Below are 16,567 nucleotides of genomic sequence, written 5' to 3'. Positions count from 1 at the left end.
CTCCCTATAGAAAAAAGAGCAGGAAAGTAATTCCTACTAATATTCTATAAATTCCAAAAGGTATAAACGTGTGATTCTTTATGTAGTTTAGGAGCCACTTAACTGCTAAAAATGCTGAGATAAGAGCAGTTAAGAAGCCAACTAAGAGCATTATACTGTTATTAGCGTTTATAGAGTGGAAGTTCTTCATAAGTTCAAATCCGGTTGCTGCCAACATTGTAGGAATTGCAAGTAAGAATGAAAACTCGGTTGCTGCGGTCCTTTTCATTCCTAAAAGCATTCCTCCAATTATAGTTGATCCCGAGCGTGAAGTTCCCGGGATCATTGCTAAGGACTGGAACAGGCCTATACCTATTGCTTTTAAGTAACTTATCTTTTCAGGATCTTTCAAGTGATGTTCTTTCTCTTTGTAGAGGAGTTCCACCACTATGAAGACGATACCCCATACTATGAGCATAACGCTGACTACGAAAGGATTAAAGAGCTTTTCCTCTATGAATTTGTGAAATAGGAGTCCCAGTATTCCTGTAGGGATAAATGCAGCTAAGAGCTTTTTCCACAGTTCAATGCTCTTTATTAACCTATCTTTATAGATAAAGACAACTGCCAGTATGGCTCCGAGTTGAATTACTATTTCAAAGATTTTTTCAAAAGAGTTCTGCTGAAGGCCGAGGAGTTTACTTACGAGTATCATATGTCCGGTTGAAGATATAGGTAGGAACTCCGTTATTCCCTCAACGACTCCGAGGATTATTGAATCAACTATGTTCATTTTTCCTCCTTAAAGTGATCGTAACCTGAAACTTTTACCTTTTTACCGTCAAGGAAGACACCACTACCTTTCTTAACTTCTCCGATAACTTTAAATCCCAGTTCTTCCAACTTTGCGGTTAATTTTTCCGGAAAAGTTATTACCAGCTCATAGTCCTCTCCTCCGTAGAGTGCAAACTCTAAAGCTTTTTCTCTTCCAAATGTATCTATTAGTTCTTGAGATATCGGTATCTTTTCTCTTTCAACATCAATTCTTACTCTGGAGCTAGCTGAAATAGTCCAGATGTTAAATAGAAGGCCGTCGCTAACGTCTGTTCCACACTTTACTCCTAACTTTAGTGCTTCTTTCCCTTCCCTTATCCTAGCCTGCGGTGATAGAAATCTATTTATTAAGTACTTTGGGCTGATCTTTCCTCTACTAAGAAGCTCCAGTCCCCCTCTACTATCACCAAAAGTTCCGGTAACTCCTACCAAATCTCCCGGTCTTGCACAACTTCTAAGCATAAAGCCGGAGCTCTCCCCTATGAGAGCCATGTCAAAAAAGAGAGTTTTAGACTTTACCGTGTCTCCTCCAATTACGCTTATTTTGAGTTCCTCTGCCGCTTTACCTATCCCTCTATAGATCTCAATTAAGCATTTTTCTCCAATTTCTTTTGGAGTTCCTAAGTTTATCAGGGCTAACTTGGGAATCCCTCCCATTGAGGCAACATCACTAGCACACACGTTTACCAGCTTCTTCCCAAGTAGGAAGAAGAGATCCTCTAAAACTTCTTTCCACTTAAGTTTAAAGTGGCTTCCCTCTACAAGGGCATCTGTTGTTAATAGCTGATACTTCCCTTTTCCAATTTCAACTACGGCAGTATCGTCACCTGCAGGTACAACTACCTCTTTTGAGGGAAGGGGGAGCTCCTTTAAGAGTCTTTCTATAAGTTCAAATTCACCTAACCTCATCTTTACCTAAAACCTTTAAGTAACAAGTATTTTTCCCCTTCATTACTATAGCTTTAACCAAGTATTCCTTTCCCCTTTCTGTTAAAAGATCCCCTGCCAAACCCTCTGCGTAGATACATCCAGTTGAGTCAACAAAACAGGTATCTGAGCGCGTTATTCCAGGGTTTTTGCAGTCCTTTGGGCAGTTCCATCCCATAAACTTTGCCCTTATCACTACCTTCTTCCCTTTAAGGCTTTCACAGTTTCTCTCAATTGTTCCAATTTTCATCAATCTAACTCTTGTCTCTCCACTTACCTTTACTGAAGCGCAGGAGGAGAAAAGAAAGATAGTTACTAGGCCTATAACCGAGATGGTCCTCACTTATCCTCCAGCAGGTAATAGTATTTAGTTAGAAAATCGTCCCAGAGGTTAACTGCAAACGGGTTGTAGTAATCGGGATCTTCAAAGCAGATTACTTCTGTACTCGGTCTATCTAGCAAATAGCAAGGATATGAATCGTCGGATTCTGAAGTTGGGGGAAAGTAGATTGAGATTCCTTTTAAATTGGGATCATTTAAGAACTTATATGCGTTTTCTATTATTGAAGTAATCTCCTGAGCTTCTGAAAACTTATCTTTTAGTTGGTTTGCAAATGAGTAAAGGTCTACGTGGTAGAGGGTTTGATTTTGGTTGTCGGAAACTACTACTGAGTTTTCCCTTGCCTGATAGAAATACTGAAAGTTTTCAGTACTTAGCCTGTAGTAGAGCTTATTAATTGCACTTGTTAACTTTTCAATCTCTTCTTTACTTAGAAGAATTATCGTTTTTTGATCTTGATTTCTATAAGCTTCCCTGTAAGCATCTACGACCAATTTCCCAAACTGGTAAGAGTCTACAGATGGGTTTTCAACGATTTTTCTAAATAAGTAGGTATAGTTCCAGCCTGCACCAGGTTCAAGGGCTTCTGAGGCTACAACTGCGTCTGAAAACTGCCCAACGTCAAAAAAGACTTCCTCCATTCCCATTAAACACTCGTCAAAACCTATGAAGTTAACTTTGTAACCTTCCCTCTGAAGCTCCTTTAGAGCGTTAACTAACCTGTACATAAAGAGGTAACTGTTGTCTGTTTTATCAATTGCTGCAAATCTTGAACTTCTCCATCCGTCTCCGTGGTCCCAGAATATCAGAGCAACTTTTGGTGAAGGATATTTATCTTCGTAGGTTTTAACTATCTCTCTAACTGTGTACCCTGAGCCGGTGTTAAGTTCGTTAGAAGACTGGTACGTTTCAAATTCCCCGGTTTCTTCTGATGATTCTCCTACTATAGTTCCACTTCGACCGTACAGGTCTGCTACAGCTATAACTTTAACTTGCGGGTTGAACTTAACTTGAGATATTTCATCTAGGTCGTCGTAAGCATATTTATTTAAGTCGTTATCTGCAGCCATTAAAATCAGTACTAACCACTGCCTATAGTTAACGGGAGTGCACTTACCTTCTTTACACAGTTCAACCTGAGGTTTCCCTTCAGGAAAGGAGACTTTTACTAAATAATTTCCTCCATTTACGTTTAGAGTAAAGTCCTCCTTACTCTCAACTGCAGATAAAATTGATTCAATATTCGGGTTAGCTTCAACCTTGATGTTAGATAGGTCTATTAACTCTTTAGTTCCATCTGTGTCGTTCCCAAGGGCGTGAATTATTTTTGCTATAGCATCTCCTACTTGGTTATCCTTGGAGAGCTTAAAGGGTGTAACTGTTTCTCCGTTTTCTTTAAGAGAGTATTCTCCCAGCTCAACGTCCCTTATGAAGAAGACAACTTCTGGAGTTTTACTTGTACTTTTGATTGAGAAATTTCCGTATCTATCAGTTTGTGTGCAGTATTTCATGTCCTTAGTACATACCTTTAGTCCCTGAACGTAGCTAGATATGAACTTTCCCTCAACAGTATAGTTTCCTGAGGAACTACCGCTTCCTCCTCCTCCACAGGAAGAGATAAAAAGGGAAAGGAAGAGTGTGCTCATTATTTTTTTCATTTTACCTCCTACCTTTCACAGCTACAGGGAGGAAACTTTATTAAGTCTTCTGGCTTTATCCCCTCTTTTATCCCAAACTCTATTGCTCCTTCCTTTGACCCCTGCCTAAAGATAGTAATTCCCTTTAGCTTTAGTTTGTATCCGAGCATGAAGACTTTTTTAACGTCTTCAACAGTTGCATCTTTTCTCATGTTAACCGTCTTTGATACCGAGTTGTCAACGTGCTTTTGGAAAACAGCCTGAACTTTAACGTGCCACTCAGGGGGGATATTAAGGGCGGTTACGAAAATTCTTTTTATTTCCTCAGGAATTCTACCTATCCCTTGGATACTTCCAGTCCTTACGACTTCTATAATTTCCTCTTTAGTTAAAAGGTGGCCGGCGTACTTTAAGAAAAAGGGATCAACTGTAATTACAGGTTTCCCGTTAAGGACTCTCTTTACGTAAGCTATGGCAAATAGAGGTTCAATGCTTGGAGTTGTCCCAGCTATCATGCTGATCGTTCCGGTTGGGGCAATGCTCGTTCTTGTGGCGTTTCTTACCCTCTTTCCCCTATAGATACTCTTTTCTATGTTTGGAAAGCTTCCCTTTTCCTCTGCGAGCTTACAGGAAGTTTCAAATGCAACTCTGTTAATAAAACCCATTAGTTCATCTGCAAGCTTTAGAGCTTCTTCTGAGTTGTATGGGATTTTGAGGGCAATTAGGAGCTCCGCCCATCCCATTACTCCAAGGCCGATTTTCCTGTTCCCCTTCGCCATCTTCTCAATTCTCGGGTCGGGGTACCTATTAACGTCTATTACGCAGTCAAGGAACCTTACTCCAACTTCAACAAGCTTTCTTAACTTTTCCCAGTCAACTTTCCCGTTCTTTACCAGCTTTGATAGGTTTATAGAACCTAAGTTGCACTCTTCGTAAGGTAGGAGAGGAACTTCCCCACACGGATTTGTGGCTTCAATCATTCCGATTTCTGGTGTAGGGTTGTGCCTATTAATTTCATCAATGTACAGAATTCCAGGGTCTCCAGAGTCCCACGCCGACTCGGCGATCAAATTAAAGAGCTCCCTTGCACTTACCCTCCTCCAGACTTTACCGTCCCTAGGGTTTATAAGCTCAACCTCTCCGTTCCTTTTAACCTCTTCAAAGAAGGAGTCGGGACACGAAACCGATATGTTGAAGTTCTGAAAGCTCCTCTTATCCCTCTTGCAGGTTATAAACTCCTCAATGTCGGGGTGGTTAACTGAGAGGACTCCCATGTTTGCGCCTCTCCTCTTCCCCCCCTGCTTTATAGAATCTGTTGTGCAGTCAAAGACCTTCATGAAGGAAACTGGGCCCGAAGCTCTTCCGTTTGTTGTCCTTACTAAATCTCCTTTTGGTCTTAAGTGGCTGAAAGAGAAGCCCGTTCCTCCCCCGGTCTTCTGAATTTTTGCCATTAAGGAAAGTGAGTTAAAGATCTCCTCAATTGAATCCCCAATCGGAAGGACGAAACAGGCCGCAAGCTGTCCAAGGGGAGTCCCTGCATTCATCAGAGTTGGTGAGTTTGGAAGGAATTCCAGGTTAACCATTACCTCAAAGAACTTCTCCTCCCACTCCCTTGCCTTTGAAGCTGGGCCGAATAGGAGCTCCGCCTGGGAAACAGCCCTTGCAACCCTTTCAAACATTTCCCGGGGAGTTTCCCCCGGTCTCAAATACCTAGCCTTTAAGATAGGATAGACTTTTTCTGGAATTTTGGGTTCCATTCCTTAAATCCTAGCTACTTAGAAGTTTTTCAATGTCTTTGGGTTTTTCAACGTTTATAACTTCAATTTCCCTATCAATTTTCCTAATGAGTCCCTTTAGTACGTTCTTTGGTCCAATCTCGTAGACCCTGTTAACCCCAAGTTCCTTCATCTTCCTTACGTCCTCAACCCACCTAACGGGCGAGAAGACCTGCCTGTAGAAAGAGTCTTTAACGTCTTGGGGGCTTTCAATTAGTTTAACGTCTGCATTGTTAAGAATAGGGATTTCAGCCTTCTTAAACTCAACTTCCTCCATTAGCTCCCGTAGCCTAACTGCTGCAGGTTCCATGAGTTTTGAGTGAAACGGAGCCGATACTGGAAGTCTTATTACCCTCTTAGCTCCGGCTTCCTTTAACTTCCTTTCGGCTTCCTCCAAGGCGGGTATCTCCCCAGATATGACTGTCTGCTCTGGAGCGTTGTAATTTGCAACTTGAATGAATCCTGCTTTAACCTCATTTAGAATTTTTTCAATTTCCTCTGCAGGAAGTCCTATAACTGCACTCATTCCTCCCTTTCCTACTGGAACTGCCTCCTGCATGAACTCTCCTCTCTTCCTAACGAGGAGAGCTCCTTCAGCAACGCTGAAGACTCCTGCAGCTCCTGCAGCTGAAAATTCGCCTAGTGAGTGGCCTGCAACCAGAATAGGCTTTTCACTAAAGCCGTTGCTCTTTAAAACCCTTAAAACCGCCATGCTTACAGTAAATATTGCAGGTTGGGCGTTGTAAGTTAACGTCAACTCCTCCTCAGGAGCTTCAAAACATAGCCTTTTTATATTTACCTTGGCTCCTTCAGAGGCTTCCTCAAAGACCTCTCTGGCCTCAGGAAAAGCCTCGTAGATTTCCCTTCCCATTCCGGTGTACTGTGAACCCTGACCGGGAAAAATGAAAGCAACAGGCACCTTCTACCTCCTATCCTTTTTACCCAATTTTATCAGTAAGGGAAAAAGAAGGCACCTATCGCTCCGCTGAACTCACCAAGCTCGGTATTTACCAGCTTAAATCCTGAAAGGGTAGGTTTAAAGCTTCTTCTTTCAATTTCCTCTTTACACCAGTCAACAATTTCTGGGAAGTTTGCAACTATACCACCAGAAAGAGCTAACCTATCAGGGTTAAAGGTGTGGAGGAGGTTTGTTATTCCAACAGAGAGGTATTTAGAAAGCTCTTTAAGGGCTCCTAGAGCTCCTTCTTTACCTTTCCTTGCTTCCTCTATTATTTCAAACGAGCTCTTCTGTTTTCCAGTTAGGAGGAAGTAGTGCCTTTCAAGGCCGTACGATGAAGCGTAAGCTTCAAGGCACCCCCTCCTTCCGCAGTGGCAGGGCCAGCCGTTTAAACAGATTGTCGTATGGCCGACCTCCATAGCTACTCTCTTAACCCCCTCAAGGGGTTTGCCGTTAATTACGGCTCCTCCCCCAAGCCTAGTTCCAAGGGTTAGACATATGAATAGTTCAGAATTCCTCCCGCTTCCTTCTACAAACTCTCCATAGGCTGCAGCAGTTGCATCGTTTACAAGTCTTACCCTTGCTCCACTTTTCCTTTCTAAGTCTCTCCTTAACTCCTTTCCCCTAAGGAACGGAAGGTTTGGCGATTCCTCAATGATTCCCTCTTTCTCAATTACTAGCCCAGCAACGGCGACTGTTACCCTTTCTTCCTCACCGATTATGTTAATAAGAGACTCTAACAGCTCCGTGTACCCTTGGGGTGTTCTTATCTTTTCTCTCCTTTTACCGTCAAAGAGCTTTATGAAGGTTCCTCCTACGTCAATTCCTAAGGGCAAGGCCAGTCCTCCCAAAAATTTTTGCTATTGCTTCAAGGAGCTCCGACTTCCTCATCTTCCCCCTTCCCCTTATTTTCAGTTCTTTGGCTATACTGTAGAACTCCTTCTTCTTTAAACTTTTTAATTCCTCTAATTTCCAACTTTTCATACTTTCCCCTCAATTAGGTTTTCATAGAGCCTTATGTACTTTAAAGCTGAACTGTTCCATGAGAAGTCAAGTTCCATAACCCTCCTTCTTATTTTCTTCATTTCTTCTTTTTTCTGGTAGTAGAGCTCTATAGCCCTCTTAATTGTGTTTAATAACTCTTTAGCGCTAAAGTCTTCAAAGAGAAAACCGTAACCTCCCGGCTGGTTAACGTCAACTACCGTATCTGCTAAACCTCCGGTTTTCCCTGCAACGACAATAGTTCCGTACCTCATTACAATCATCTGGTTAAGCCCGCAGGGTTCAAAGAGGGATGGCATAAGGAGGAAGTCTGCTGAAGCGTACATCTTCCTGCTGAGTTCCTCGTTATAGGCTACTTCTACCCAAACGTTTTGATACTTACCCTTTATACTCTCAAAGGCCCTGTTGTAGCCCTCATCTCCAAATCCCAAAATTGCAAAGTTAGCCTCTAGTTTTGACATTTCCTCTAAGCTATCCAGTATTAAGTCAACTCCTTTCTGTTTTGCAAACCTGCCAATAAAGGCAAAGAGAGGCAAAGCTTTACTCTTAAGCCCCGTTTCCCTAACGAACATCTCTTTATTAAATTCCTTTCCTTCTTCAACCGTTGCTTCTGAGTATTTCCTGTATATTGAAGGATCGGTTTCTGGGTTCCACACTTCGTAGTCAATGCCGTTGAGTATTCCAAACAGTTTGTAACTGTACTTCCTTAAGACTCCATCAAGGCCGAACCCGAACTCAGGCTTTGTTATCTCCTTTGCATACGTAGGGCTTACAGTATTAACTGCGTCGCTAAAAACTATTCCTCCTTTAAGGAAGTTAACTTTCCCCCAGAACTCAAGGGCTTCCATGTTAAAGATTTTCCAGCCTAGTCCTAACTTTTCAAGAGTTTCAGGTGGAAAAATACCTTGATAGGCCAGATTGTGGATTGTCTGAAGGGTCTTAGCCTTTTGTCCCTTCCTCTTTATAAATACCGGAATGAGGGCAGTTTGCCAGTCGTTTGAGTGAACTATTTCAGCCTTAACTTCTCCCATTTCAACTAGTTTAACTACAGCTTTAGAGAATCCCCCGAACCTTAGATCGTTATCGGGATAGTCTCCTGAAGGTGTTCCGTATAGGAAGTCCCTGTTATAGAGCCTGTCGTTTTTGAGGAAGTAGTGGTTAAGACTATCTTTGAGCTCTAAGAGTTCAAACTTGTACTCCTCTCCGGCAAGGTTAATTTTTACTTCTACTCCAGTTTCCCTTACTGGAAGGCCTTTTTCCCTTACGCACTTGTAGTACGGCATTATCGTTGAAACCTCAATGCCAAACTCTTTTATAGCCTTAGGAAGGGAGTAGGACACATCGGCAAGGCCTCCGGTTTTTGCAAAGGGATATATTTCACTTGAGGCAAATAAGACTCTCATAGGATCACCTCTCTTAAGAACTTAGCTGCAGTTTCGGGAGTTGTCGGGTTTATGAAGTAGGAGCTCCCCCACTCAAACCCTGCAGGTATAGTTATCCTCGGTACGATTTCTATGTACCAGTGGAAGAGCTTGTCCATTCCGGTAAAGTAGCTCGGCCTTCTTGGGTCTTCTCTGAAAGGCGGACTTGTATGTATAAATAGGTTATAGGGAGGGTTTACTAGGGTCTTATAGAGTTTTTTAAGGACCTTTAAAAGGCAATCTGAGAGTTGCTAAAGTTCTTCTTCTCCAACTTGGGTAAAGGAGCTCTGGTGATTTCTCGGGGCTACCCTTACTTCAAAGGGAAAGAGTGAGTAAAAGGGACAGTAGGCTATGAACCTTTCATTTTCATAAACTACCCTTTTTAACTCTTTAACTTCAAAACCTATCTCATCACAAAGGTAACACCTTCCCTTCTCCCTGAAGTATTTCCTTGACTGTTCAACTACCCTTTCTACTTTTTCAGGTATCTGTGGTGTTGCAATAATCTGAGAGTGGGAGTGACTAAGAGATGCTCCTACTTCCCTTCCGTAGTTCTTAAAGACCAGTACATACTTTATCCTCAAGTCTCTATAAAGGCTTGACATCCTCTCTTTGTAGGTAAACAGGAGCAACTTCATTTCGTCAACGGTAAAGTTGTGGGGGTGTTTAAAGTGATCGGGAGTATCTATAACAATTTCGTGGGCTCCAAATCCCCCTACAGTGTCATAGATACATACGCCTTTTCTCTCTGGGCTGTTTTCAATCCTTAAGGCCGGGTACTTGTTTGGTATTACTCTTACTTTCCAACCTAGCTGGTTTGGTTCAGTTTCCGGATCTCTATCTGTGGACTTCTCTGTAGGCATCCGGGTTTCCAACGTTTTTCCAGTAACCGTTGGCCTTAAACCCAAAGAGTTCTATTCCCTCTTCCATTAAAAGGGGAAATAGGTCTTTACTGAAGTCAAAGGGAATGTTTGGAGGAATAAACTTAAGGATTTCAGGTTCAATTATGTATATTCCCGTGTTAATCGTATCGCTGAAAACTTCTCCCCAGCCTGGTTTTTCAAGGAACTTTACTATCCTTCCTTGTCGGTTATCACTATACCGAACTGTAGGGGATTCGGAACTGAAGTTAGGGTTATTGTTAGCTTAGACTTTTTAAACTCGTGGAAACCGACAACTGCCCTAAGGTCTATATCGGTTATAACGTCTCCACTTACCACTATAAAGGTTTCTTCAAGGTACTTCTCAGCCTTCTTTACAGCTCCTGCAGTGCCGTAGTCTGCTTCAGGAAGAACGTAGTTAATTTTTACTCCGAATTTAGAGGCGTCTCCAAAGTACTCTTTTATTACTTCCGGTTTGTAGTAAAGGAGTATTACAAATTCCTCTATACCTAGGCTTATCAGCTGCCTTATTATGTGTTCCATCATAGGAATGTTTACTACTGGAAGCATGGACTTTGGTTTTGAGTAGGTAAGGGGCTGGATTCTCGTCCCAAATTCCCCTGCCATTACTACGGCTTTCATCTATCCTCCCGCATAAAGGTGTTCTCTTGTTAGTGGAAATCCGGAGAAACCGCTCTTATCAGGCTTTACAAAGAGGCTCTGATACACTCCAACTCTGTTTGTCATGAACTGGTATGCACTCGCCGACATGTAGAGCCTCCAGATCCTGTAGCGCTCCTCCCCGGCGATTTCTACTGCCCTTTTCTCTGTTCCTTTCAAGGTTTCTAACCCAGTGGATTAGAGTTAGCGTATAGTGTTCCCTTAAAGACTCAACGTCCCTTACTTCAAATCCTGCCTCTTCAGCCTTTTTGAGAGTTAGGTAAATTGGTAGGAGTTCTCCATCGGGAAATACGTATTTCCTTATGAATCGGGAAGGGGGGGTCCATACTCGTAGTAGTTGCAGCTTATTGCGTGGTTCAGGAAAATTCCCCTCTCTTTGAGGAGTTTAAAGGCCTGTTCAAAGTAAAGTCCAGCAATCTTTAAACCTACGTGTTCAAACATTCCAACGCTAACTATCTTATCGTAGCTGTTCCACTCATCTACTTCCTTGTAGTCTGTAGGGAGGACTTTACACCTATCTACAACACCTTCTTTCCTTATCCTTTCCCTAACGTAGTTGTACTGATTCTCACTTAAGGTTATTTCGACGGCGTTTACTCTGTACTTCTTTGCAGCGTGAACTATTAGAGCTCCCCACCCACACCCTATATCAAGGAGTTTCTCTCCTTCCTTCAGCATCAGTTTTCTGCAGATGTAGTCAATTTTGTTCTCCTGAGCATTATCGAGGGAATCCCCGTAACTTCTGAAGTAGGCGCAGGAGTAGACCATGTTTTTATCAAGGAAGAGTTTGTAGAAGCCGTTAGAGACGTCATAGTGGTACTGGATTGCCTTTTTGTCCCTTTCAATACTGTGGAGCTCTCCGTCAACCTCTGCCCAGCATCTCTTTACTTTTGCTTCCCCCGGAAGCTTCCTTATTAACCTCCAGAGCCTAAGGCGTTCTTTTAAACTTGAAACCCTATCAATAATCCAGTCAACTATCGGGAAAAGGAGGAATATATCTCCTTCAATATCAATCAGGCCGTAGATGTAGCTCTCTGCTAGAGAAAGGTCTGAGTTTTCTCTGAAAGCTTCTTTCAGACTCCAAGGGGTTTTAATTTTTATTTTTAACTTATCCCCCTTCCCCCAGACTCTTTTCCCGTTCCAGAGGATAACTGATGCCTCACTTTCACCAGGAGCTCCGTTTAAGAGCTCTTTTACTAGTTCCTCATTTAACTCCTCCACCTCCTTCAAGTTGCATTTTTCCAGCTCCATCTTCCCTTTCTTTTAATAAAATTTCCCTTGCAACTCTCTTTCCTATCTCTACGGCTGGTTGGCCGTAAGGGTTTACTCCCATGAGTTTTCCCATTGCTACAACGCTTATCATGTAAAACATCATCAATCTTCCAAGTTCCCTTTCGCTGAGGTTCTCTAACTTGAATGTAACTATTGGCCTTTTTCTGCTCCTTAAAGCGTGAAGGGTTCCTAAGAACTCGGCTTCCATAACCTCAGATATCCTCTTTCCCGATAGGTATGGAAGGATTTCAACCTCTTCAGGAAGTTTCGGGTCAACCTCGTAGCTCTCAACGAAGAACAGCTGGTAGAACTTGTCATCAGGGCCGTCTACAAAGAGCTGAAGTATTGCGTGCTGAGAAGAGGTCCCGACTGCCTTTAGTGGTGTTTGTCCCTTCCCGTTCTTCCCTAGCGACTCTCCCCAGAGTTGGACGTACCACTCTGTAAACTCAGTCATGAAGGATGAGTAGGGCATTGCAACCGAAATATTCCTTCCGTCTCTGTAGTGTAGAAACTTAGCTGCTGCCAACTTAAGGGCCTCTTCAGGTTCCCTTACAACTTCCTCTGCCCCTTCTAGAAACTCATCTACTCTGTATCCGCCAAAGGCAAGGGGAAAAATCCCTACAGGTGTAAAGACTGAGAACCTTCCTCCTACCTCCTTTGGAACTTTGAAGAAAGGAGCTCCGAACTTCCTTGGAAGGTCTTCAAACGGGTTTCCGGCATCTCCAATGAAGGTACACCTTTGATCTAAAGGCAATTTCCTCTCTTTTAGTTCTTTAAGAATAAGGTTAAGTGCGGTAACCGTTTCAAGTGTCCTTCCCGACTTACTGATGAAGACAAAGGAGCTCTCTTCCCAGTTTAGTTCATTCAGGACTTTATTAATCAAATTGGGGTCTACGTTATCAATGAACTTTAAGTTTCCATTGTTCTTCCCTACTGCTTCGTTTACTGCCTTTGCTCCCCTAGAAGAGCCCCCCATTCCTACTACTACAAGGGTAGAGCTCCTTTCCTTTATTCTTTTTACTCCATCTAAAATTTCCTTTATTTCTCCATCTTCCATCAGCTTAGTAAAGGGCATTTCCCTTTCGTTAACAATTTCCCTTAGCCCGCTTTTATCCAGAACTTCTTCTAACTCCTCCTTTTTAACTTGAACGTCGGAAAAAATAACCTCCATTCCTCCTCCAACCGTTTTATACTGGATACTTACACCTTCCTTTTTCTTTGAAATCAATTAGATTTTGGAGAGTTTTTCTTAGTATTCGCTCTATTGCTTCTTCTGTATTATAAGCGTTGTGAGGTGTAAGGATAACGTTATCAAACTGAGTTAACGAAAAACTCTCAATCGCCTTCTTAAGGATTTCAGGAGATACGTCCTTTTCTCCCCTAAATATTATTAGTTCCTCCTCCGTCCAGACCTCTTCCCCCTCAAAGGTATCAAGAGCAACTCCTTCAAGTCTTCCCTCTTTAAGGGCCTCAACTATAGCTTCAGTCTCAACGACGCTTCCCCTTGAGGTATTTATCAGGTAACTTCCCCTCTTCATCAGCTTAACGTTTTCCCTGTTAATCAGGTGATGGGTTGAAGGAAGGTAAGGAACGTGGAGAGTTACGATGTCCGCTTCCTTAAGGAGATCTTCCAAAGAGGTATACGCAACACCGTACTTACGGACTAACTCTTCCTTAGGTTTAATATCGTAAGCCAAGATTCTTAAATCAAATCCAGATAGGAGCTTAATTAGCCTTGAACCGATCCTTCCCGTTCCTATAACTCCAACGGTTTTCCCTTCAAGTTCCCTTCCCCTTAGTCCTTCCCTTGAGAAGATACCCCTGCAGGTTCTCTCCAACGTTTTCTTAAGTCTCCTTAAGAGGGCTAGAATCAGCATAAGCGTGTACTCTGAAACCGTCTCCATTCCGTAGTCTGGGACGTTGCAGATGGCTATTCCCCTCCTTTTTGCCTCCTCAACGTCAATATGGTCAAAGCCTGTTGAACGGGTCATTACTATCTTTAGGTTTGGGAGCTCCTTAATTACTTCTTTATCTATCCTTGAGTAAATGAACACAGATATGGCCTCAACTTCTTTTAACTTGGGAAGGTCACTCCTCTTTAATGGTTCTTTACTCAACTTAACTATCTCAAATCCCTTTCCTTCAAGTTCTCTTCTGATTATAGGCTCTTCCCAGCCTTCAAGCTCAAAGAAAGCAACTTTCATCTTCAATCTCCCTTATGGATTCCGAGTTCTTTCTCTATCTGGTAAACGGCCCTAATTACTTCAAGTATTGAGTCTGGGTTAATTGAAATCGTGTCTATTCCTTCCTTAACTATGAACTGTGCAAAGTCTGGGTGGTCTGAAGGAGCTTGACCGCATATTCCAACTTTCCTTCCGACCCTCTTGCCTTCCTTAATTGCTCTTGAGACCATCCACTTAACTGCTTCGTTCCTCTCGTCGTATATGTGGGCTACCAAGGAGGAGTCCCTATCAACCCCCAAGGTTAGCTGTGTTAGGTCGTTTGAACCTATTGAGAACCCGTCAAAGTATTTTGCAAACTCCTCAAAAAGGATAACGTTTGAGGGTATTTCACACATAACGTAGACTTTCAAGTCCTTTTCTCTCCTCTTTAGACCAAACTTCTCCATTACTTCAAGTACTCTTTTTGCCTCCTCCGGTGTTCTGCAGAAGGGAATCATAACTATTACGTTATCAAGCCCCATCTCCTCCCTTACTTTCTTTATCGCCATACACTCAAGTCCGAAGGCCTCTGAAAACTGAGGAGAGTAGTACCTTGAAGCCCCCCTCCATCCGAGCATTGGGTTTTCCTCTTTCGGCTCAAAGAGCTTTCCTCCGAGTAAGTTTGCATACTCGTTCGATTTAAAGTCTGAAAACCTCACTATAACGGGTTTTGGATAAAAGGCTGCTGCTATCTTTCCGATTCCAAAGGCGAGTTTATCTACGTAAAATTCTTTTTTGTTTTCGTACCCTACCGTTCTCCTCTCTATTTCCTGGGCAATTTCAGGTTCCTCTTCCTTTAATTTCTCAAAGTTAATGAGTGCATTTGGGTGTATTCCGATGTAGTTGTTTATTATGAACTCTTCCCTTGCAAGTCCAACTCCATCGTTTGGGAGGAATGAAAGGTCAAAGGCTCCTTCAGGTGTTGCTATGTTAAACATTATTGGGGTTTTGGGTTTCGGGAGCTCCCTTAAATCTACCTCTTCAACGGTGTACTCAATTTTCCCGTCGTAAACATACCCTACTTCTCCCTCTGCACAGGAAACTGTTACGAACTGGTTTTCCTTTAGGACTCCTGTGGCGTTTCCAGTTCCAACAACTGCAGGAACTCCAAGCTCCCTTGCAACTATTGCCGCATGGCAAGTCCTACCTCCCCTGTTTGTCACGATTGCGGAGGCCTTCTTCATTATCGGTTCCCAGTCTGGGTCGGTCATGTCCGTTACGAGAACGTCCCCTTCCTGAAACCTTCCTGCTTCTTCTACCGACATGAGAATTTTTACCTTACCTTCTGCAATTTTCCTCCCAACAGCGATCCCCTCTACTAAGACTTTCTTCCTCCTCTCCTGCGGAGGTTCTGTTACTTTGAAAACTGCTATTTTTGAGTAATCTTTCCTTGAATGGACCGTTTCGGGCCTTGCTTGGACTATGTAGAGCTCCCCTATTTCCCCATCCTTTGCCCACTCAACGTCCATAGGAGTCCACCTGCCGTTTTTCTCAGAGTAGTAGTTTTCAATTTCACATATCCAGTTCGCTAACTTTAGAACCTCCTCATCTGAAAGACAGAACTTTTCCCTGTCAGATAGAGGAACCGGAACCACTTTAACCGGTTCTTTTTCACTGTCCCCGTAAATCATTTTCTGATTCTTTTCACCCAGCTTCTTCTCAATAATTGCTTTAAATCCCTTCTTTAACGTTGGTTTAAATACGAGCCACTCATCCGGGGTAACTGCTCCCTTTACAACCATTTCACCAAGCCCGTAAGAACCTGTAATTAGAACAACGTCCTTAAAACCGCTCTCTGTATCAAGTGAAAAACCGACTCCTGAAGAGGCAAGGTCTGAACGAACCATCTTCTGAACTCCGACGGCAAGTGCTACCTTAAAGTGGTCAAATCCAAAGGTTTCCCTGTATGAGATTGCCCTGTCTGTGAAGAGGGAGGCAAAACACTTCTTTACTGCGTTGAGTAGATTTTCTATGCCCTTTACGTTTAAAAAGGTCTCCTGCTGGCCGGCAAAGGACGCGTTTGGTAGGTCCTCTGCGGTTGCTGAAGAACGAACGGCAACGTCAACGTTCTCTACTCCAAACTTCTCAGAGAGCCCCCTATAATACCTTTTTATTAGTTCCTTTAAGTCCTCCGGAAACTTTCCGCTCTTTATTAATTCCCTGATCTTTTCTCCTCTCCTATGAAGGTCGTCAACGTCGTTTACATTAAGGCCCTTAAGAATTTCTCTTATTTTCGCTTCAAGGTTATTGAACCTAATGAAGTACCTGTAGGCATTGGCGGTTATGACGAAAGCATCTGGTATTTTTACCCCCTTTGGAGATAGAGCTCTCTTCATCTCTCCAAGAGAGGCATTTTTACCGCCTACCAAAGGGATATCTTCTATTCCTACCTCTTCGAGCCAAAGGACTGACTTCTCCACCTCTTCCTCCTCTTTTTTGTTAGTGTCCACTTTCATTATTATATCTAAGGTTTCCTAGTATGATTGTGCTGTTCACAATTTAATTTACCAAAAAATTTTATAGTAAATAAGAATGATCCCCCAAATCTCCGGCCGTCCCAAAAGCTCTCAGGAAAACAAAAAATTTGCAATCCTTTCTACAAACACAAAGGAAAAAGAAAACATTTTAATTAACTAAA

16 protein-coding genes and 2 pseudogenes are annotated in these 16,567 nt (G+C 42.6%); all 18 read right to left on the bottom strand.

The window, feature by feature from the left end; all coding sequences use genetic code 11:
* Positions 1–4: 4 nt before the first annotated feature.
* Entirely contained in the window at positions 5–772 is a 768-nt protein-coding gene (locus C7457_RS03945; protein WP_121170201.1) for an undecaprenyl-diphosphate phosphatase, read from the bottom strand.
* Positions 769–1,722, bottom strand: a complete 954-nt coding sequence (gene thiL, locus C7457_RS03940) for a thiamine-phosphate kinase (RefSeq protein ID WP_121170199.1) — start codon at positions 1,720–1,722, stop codon at positions 769–771. The genes C7457_RS03945 and thiL overlap by 4 nt, the downstream gene beginning before the upstream one ends.
* The gene (locus C7457_RS03935; RefSeq protein WP_121170197.1) at positions 1,709–2,083 is read right to left on the bottom strand and encodes a hypothetical protein; all 375 of its coding nucleotides are present in this window, start codon (positions 2,081–2,083) and stop codon (positions 1,709–1,711) included. The genes thiL and C7457_RS03935 overlap by 14 nt, the downstream gene beginning before the upstream one ends.
* Positions 2,080–3,738, bottom strand: a complete 1,659-nt coding sequence (locus C7457_RS03930; protein ID WP_121170195.1) for a clostripain-related cysteine peptidase — start codon at positions 3,736–3,738, stop codon at positions 2,080–2,082. Before C7457_RS03930 ends, C7457_RS03935 begins: the two co-directional genes overlap by 4 nt.
* A gap of 8 nt (positions 3,739–3,746) precedes the next feature.
* On the bottom strand, positions 3,747–5,396 hold the full coding sequence (locus C7457_RS03925) for an adenosylcobalamin-dependent ribonucleoside-diphosphate reductase (protein WP_245939575.1): 1,650 nt from the start codon (positions 5,394–5,396) through the stop codon (positions 3,747–3,749).
* Positions 5,397–5,484: 88 nt separating this feature from the next.
* Entirely contained in the window at positions 5,485–6,411 is a 927-nt protein-coding gene (gene fabD / locus C7457_RS03920; protein WP_121170191.1) for an ACP S-malonyltransferase, read from the bottom strand.
* Positions 6,412–6,443: 32 nt separating this feature from the next.
* On the bottom strand, positions 6,444–7,286 hold the full coding sequence (locus C7457_RS03915) for an ROK family protein (RefSeq protein WP_170137344.1): 843 nt from the start codon (positions 7,284–7,286) through the stop codon (positions 6,444–6,446).
* Entirely contained in the window at positions 7,270–7,434 is a 165-nt protein-coding gene (locus C7457_RS03910; protein ID WP_121170187.1) for a Rho termination factor N-terminal domain-containing protein, read from the bottom strand. Before C7457_RS03910 ends, C7457_RS03915 begins: the two co-directional genes overlap by 17 nt.
* The gene (glgA, locus tag C7457_RS03905; protein ID WP_121170185.1) at positions 7,431–8,855 is read right to left on the bottom strand and encodes a glycogen synthase GlgA; all 1,425 of its coding nucleotides are present in this window, start codon (positions 8,853–8,855) and stop codon (positions 7,431–7,433) included. Before glgA ends, C7457_RS03910 begins: the two co-directional genes overlap by 4 nt.
* Complete coding sequence (locus C7457_RS08755; protein WP_170137343.1) at positions 8,852–8,992, bottom strand: hypothetical protein; 141 nt, start codon at positions 8,990–8,992, stop codon at positions 8,852–8,854. The genes glgA and C7457_RS08755 overlap by 4 nt, the downstream gene beginning before the upstream one ends.
* 132 nt (positions 8,993–9,124) lie before the next feature.
* On the bottom strand, positions 9,125–9,736 hold the full coding sequence (locus C7457_RS03900; RefSeq protein WP_121170183.1) for a galactose-1-phosphate uridylyltransferase: 612 nt from the start codon (positions 9,734–9,736) through the stop codon (positions 9,125–9,127).
* Positions 9,714–10,396: pseudogene (locus C7457_RS08920) on the bottom strand (nucleotidyltransferase family protein); the annotation flags it as partial. The pseudogene C7457_RS08920 and the gene C7457_RS03900, both read right to left, overlap by 23 nt.
* Positions 10,397–10,594 (bottom strand): hypothetical protein, encoded by a 198-nt coding sequence (locus tag C7457_RS08915; protein WP_245939574.1) that lies wholly within the window; start codon positions 10,592–10,594, stop codon positions 10,397–10,399.
* A 37-nt stretch (positions 10,595–10,631) separates the two neighbouring features.
* Positions 10,632–10,700 (bottom strand): annotated as a pseudogene (locus C7457_RS09010) (hypothetical protein); the annotation flags it as partial.
* 35 nt (positions 10,701–10,735) lie between these two features.
* Positions 10,736–11,686, bottom strand: a complete 951-nt coding sequence (locus tag C7457_RS03885) for an SAM-dependent methyltransferase (protein ID WP_121170181.1) — start codon at positions 11,684–11,686, stop codon at positions 10,736–10,738.
* Complete coding sequence (locus tag C7457_RS03880) at positions 11,640–12,878, bottom strand: glucose-6-phosphate isomerase (protein ID WP_121170179.1); 1,239 nt, start codon at positions 12,876–12,878, stop codon at positions 11,640–11,642. The genes C7457_RS03885 and C7457_RS03880 overlap by 47 nt, the downstream gene beginning before the upstream one ends.
* 16 nt (positions 12,879–12,894) lie before the next feature.
* Entirely contained in the window at positions 12,895–13,911 is a 1,017-nt protein-coding gene (locus tag C7457_RS03875) for a hydroxyacid dehydrogenase (RefSeq protein WP_121170177.1), read from the bottom strand.
* A 2-nt stretch (positions 13,912–13,913) separates the two neighbouring features.
* A complete protein-coding gene (ppsA, locus tag C7457_RS03870; RefSeq protein WP_121170175.1) occupies positions 13,914–16,385 on the bottom strand; it encodes a phosphoenolpyruvate synthase in 2,472 nt (823 codons plus the stop codon).
* Positions 16,386–16,567 lie beyond the last annotated feature (182 nt).

The sequence above is a fragment of the Thermovibrio guaymasensis genome, from assembly GCF_003633715.1.
GTDB classification, from domain to species: domain Bacteria; phylum Aquificota; class Aquificia; order Desulfurobacteriales; family Desulfurobacteriaceae; genus Thermovibrio; species Thermovibrio guaymasensis.
Note: the sequence above shows the minus strand (reverse complement) of the source record. Positions and strands in the feature narration are given on the sequence as shown.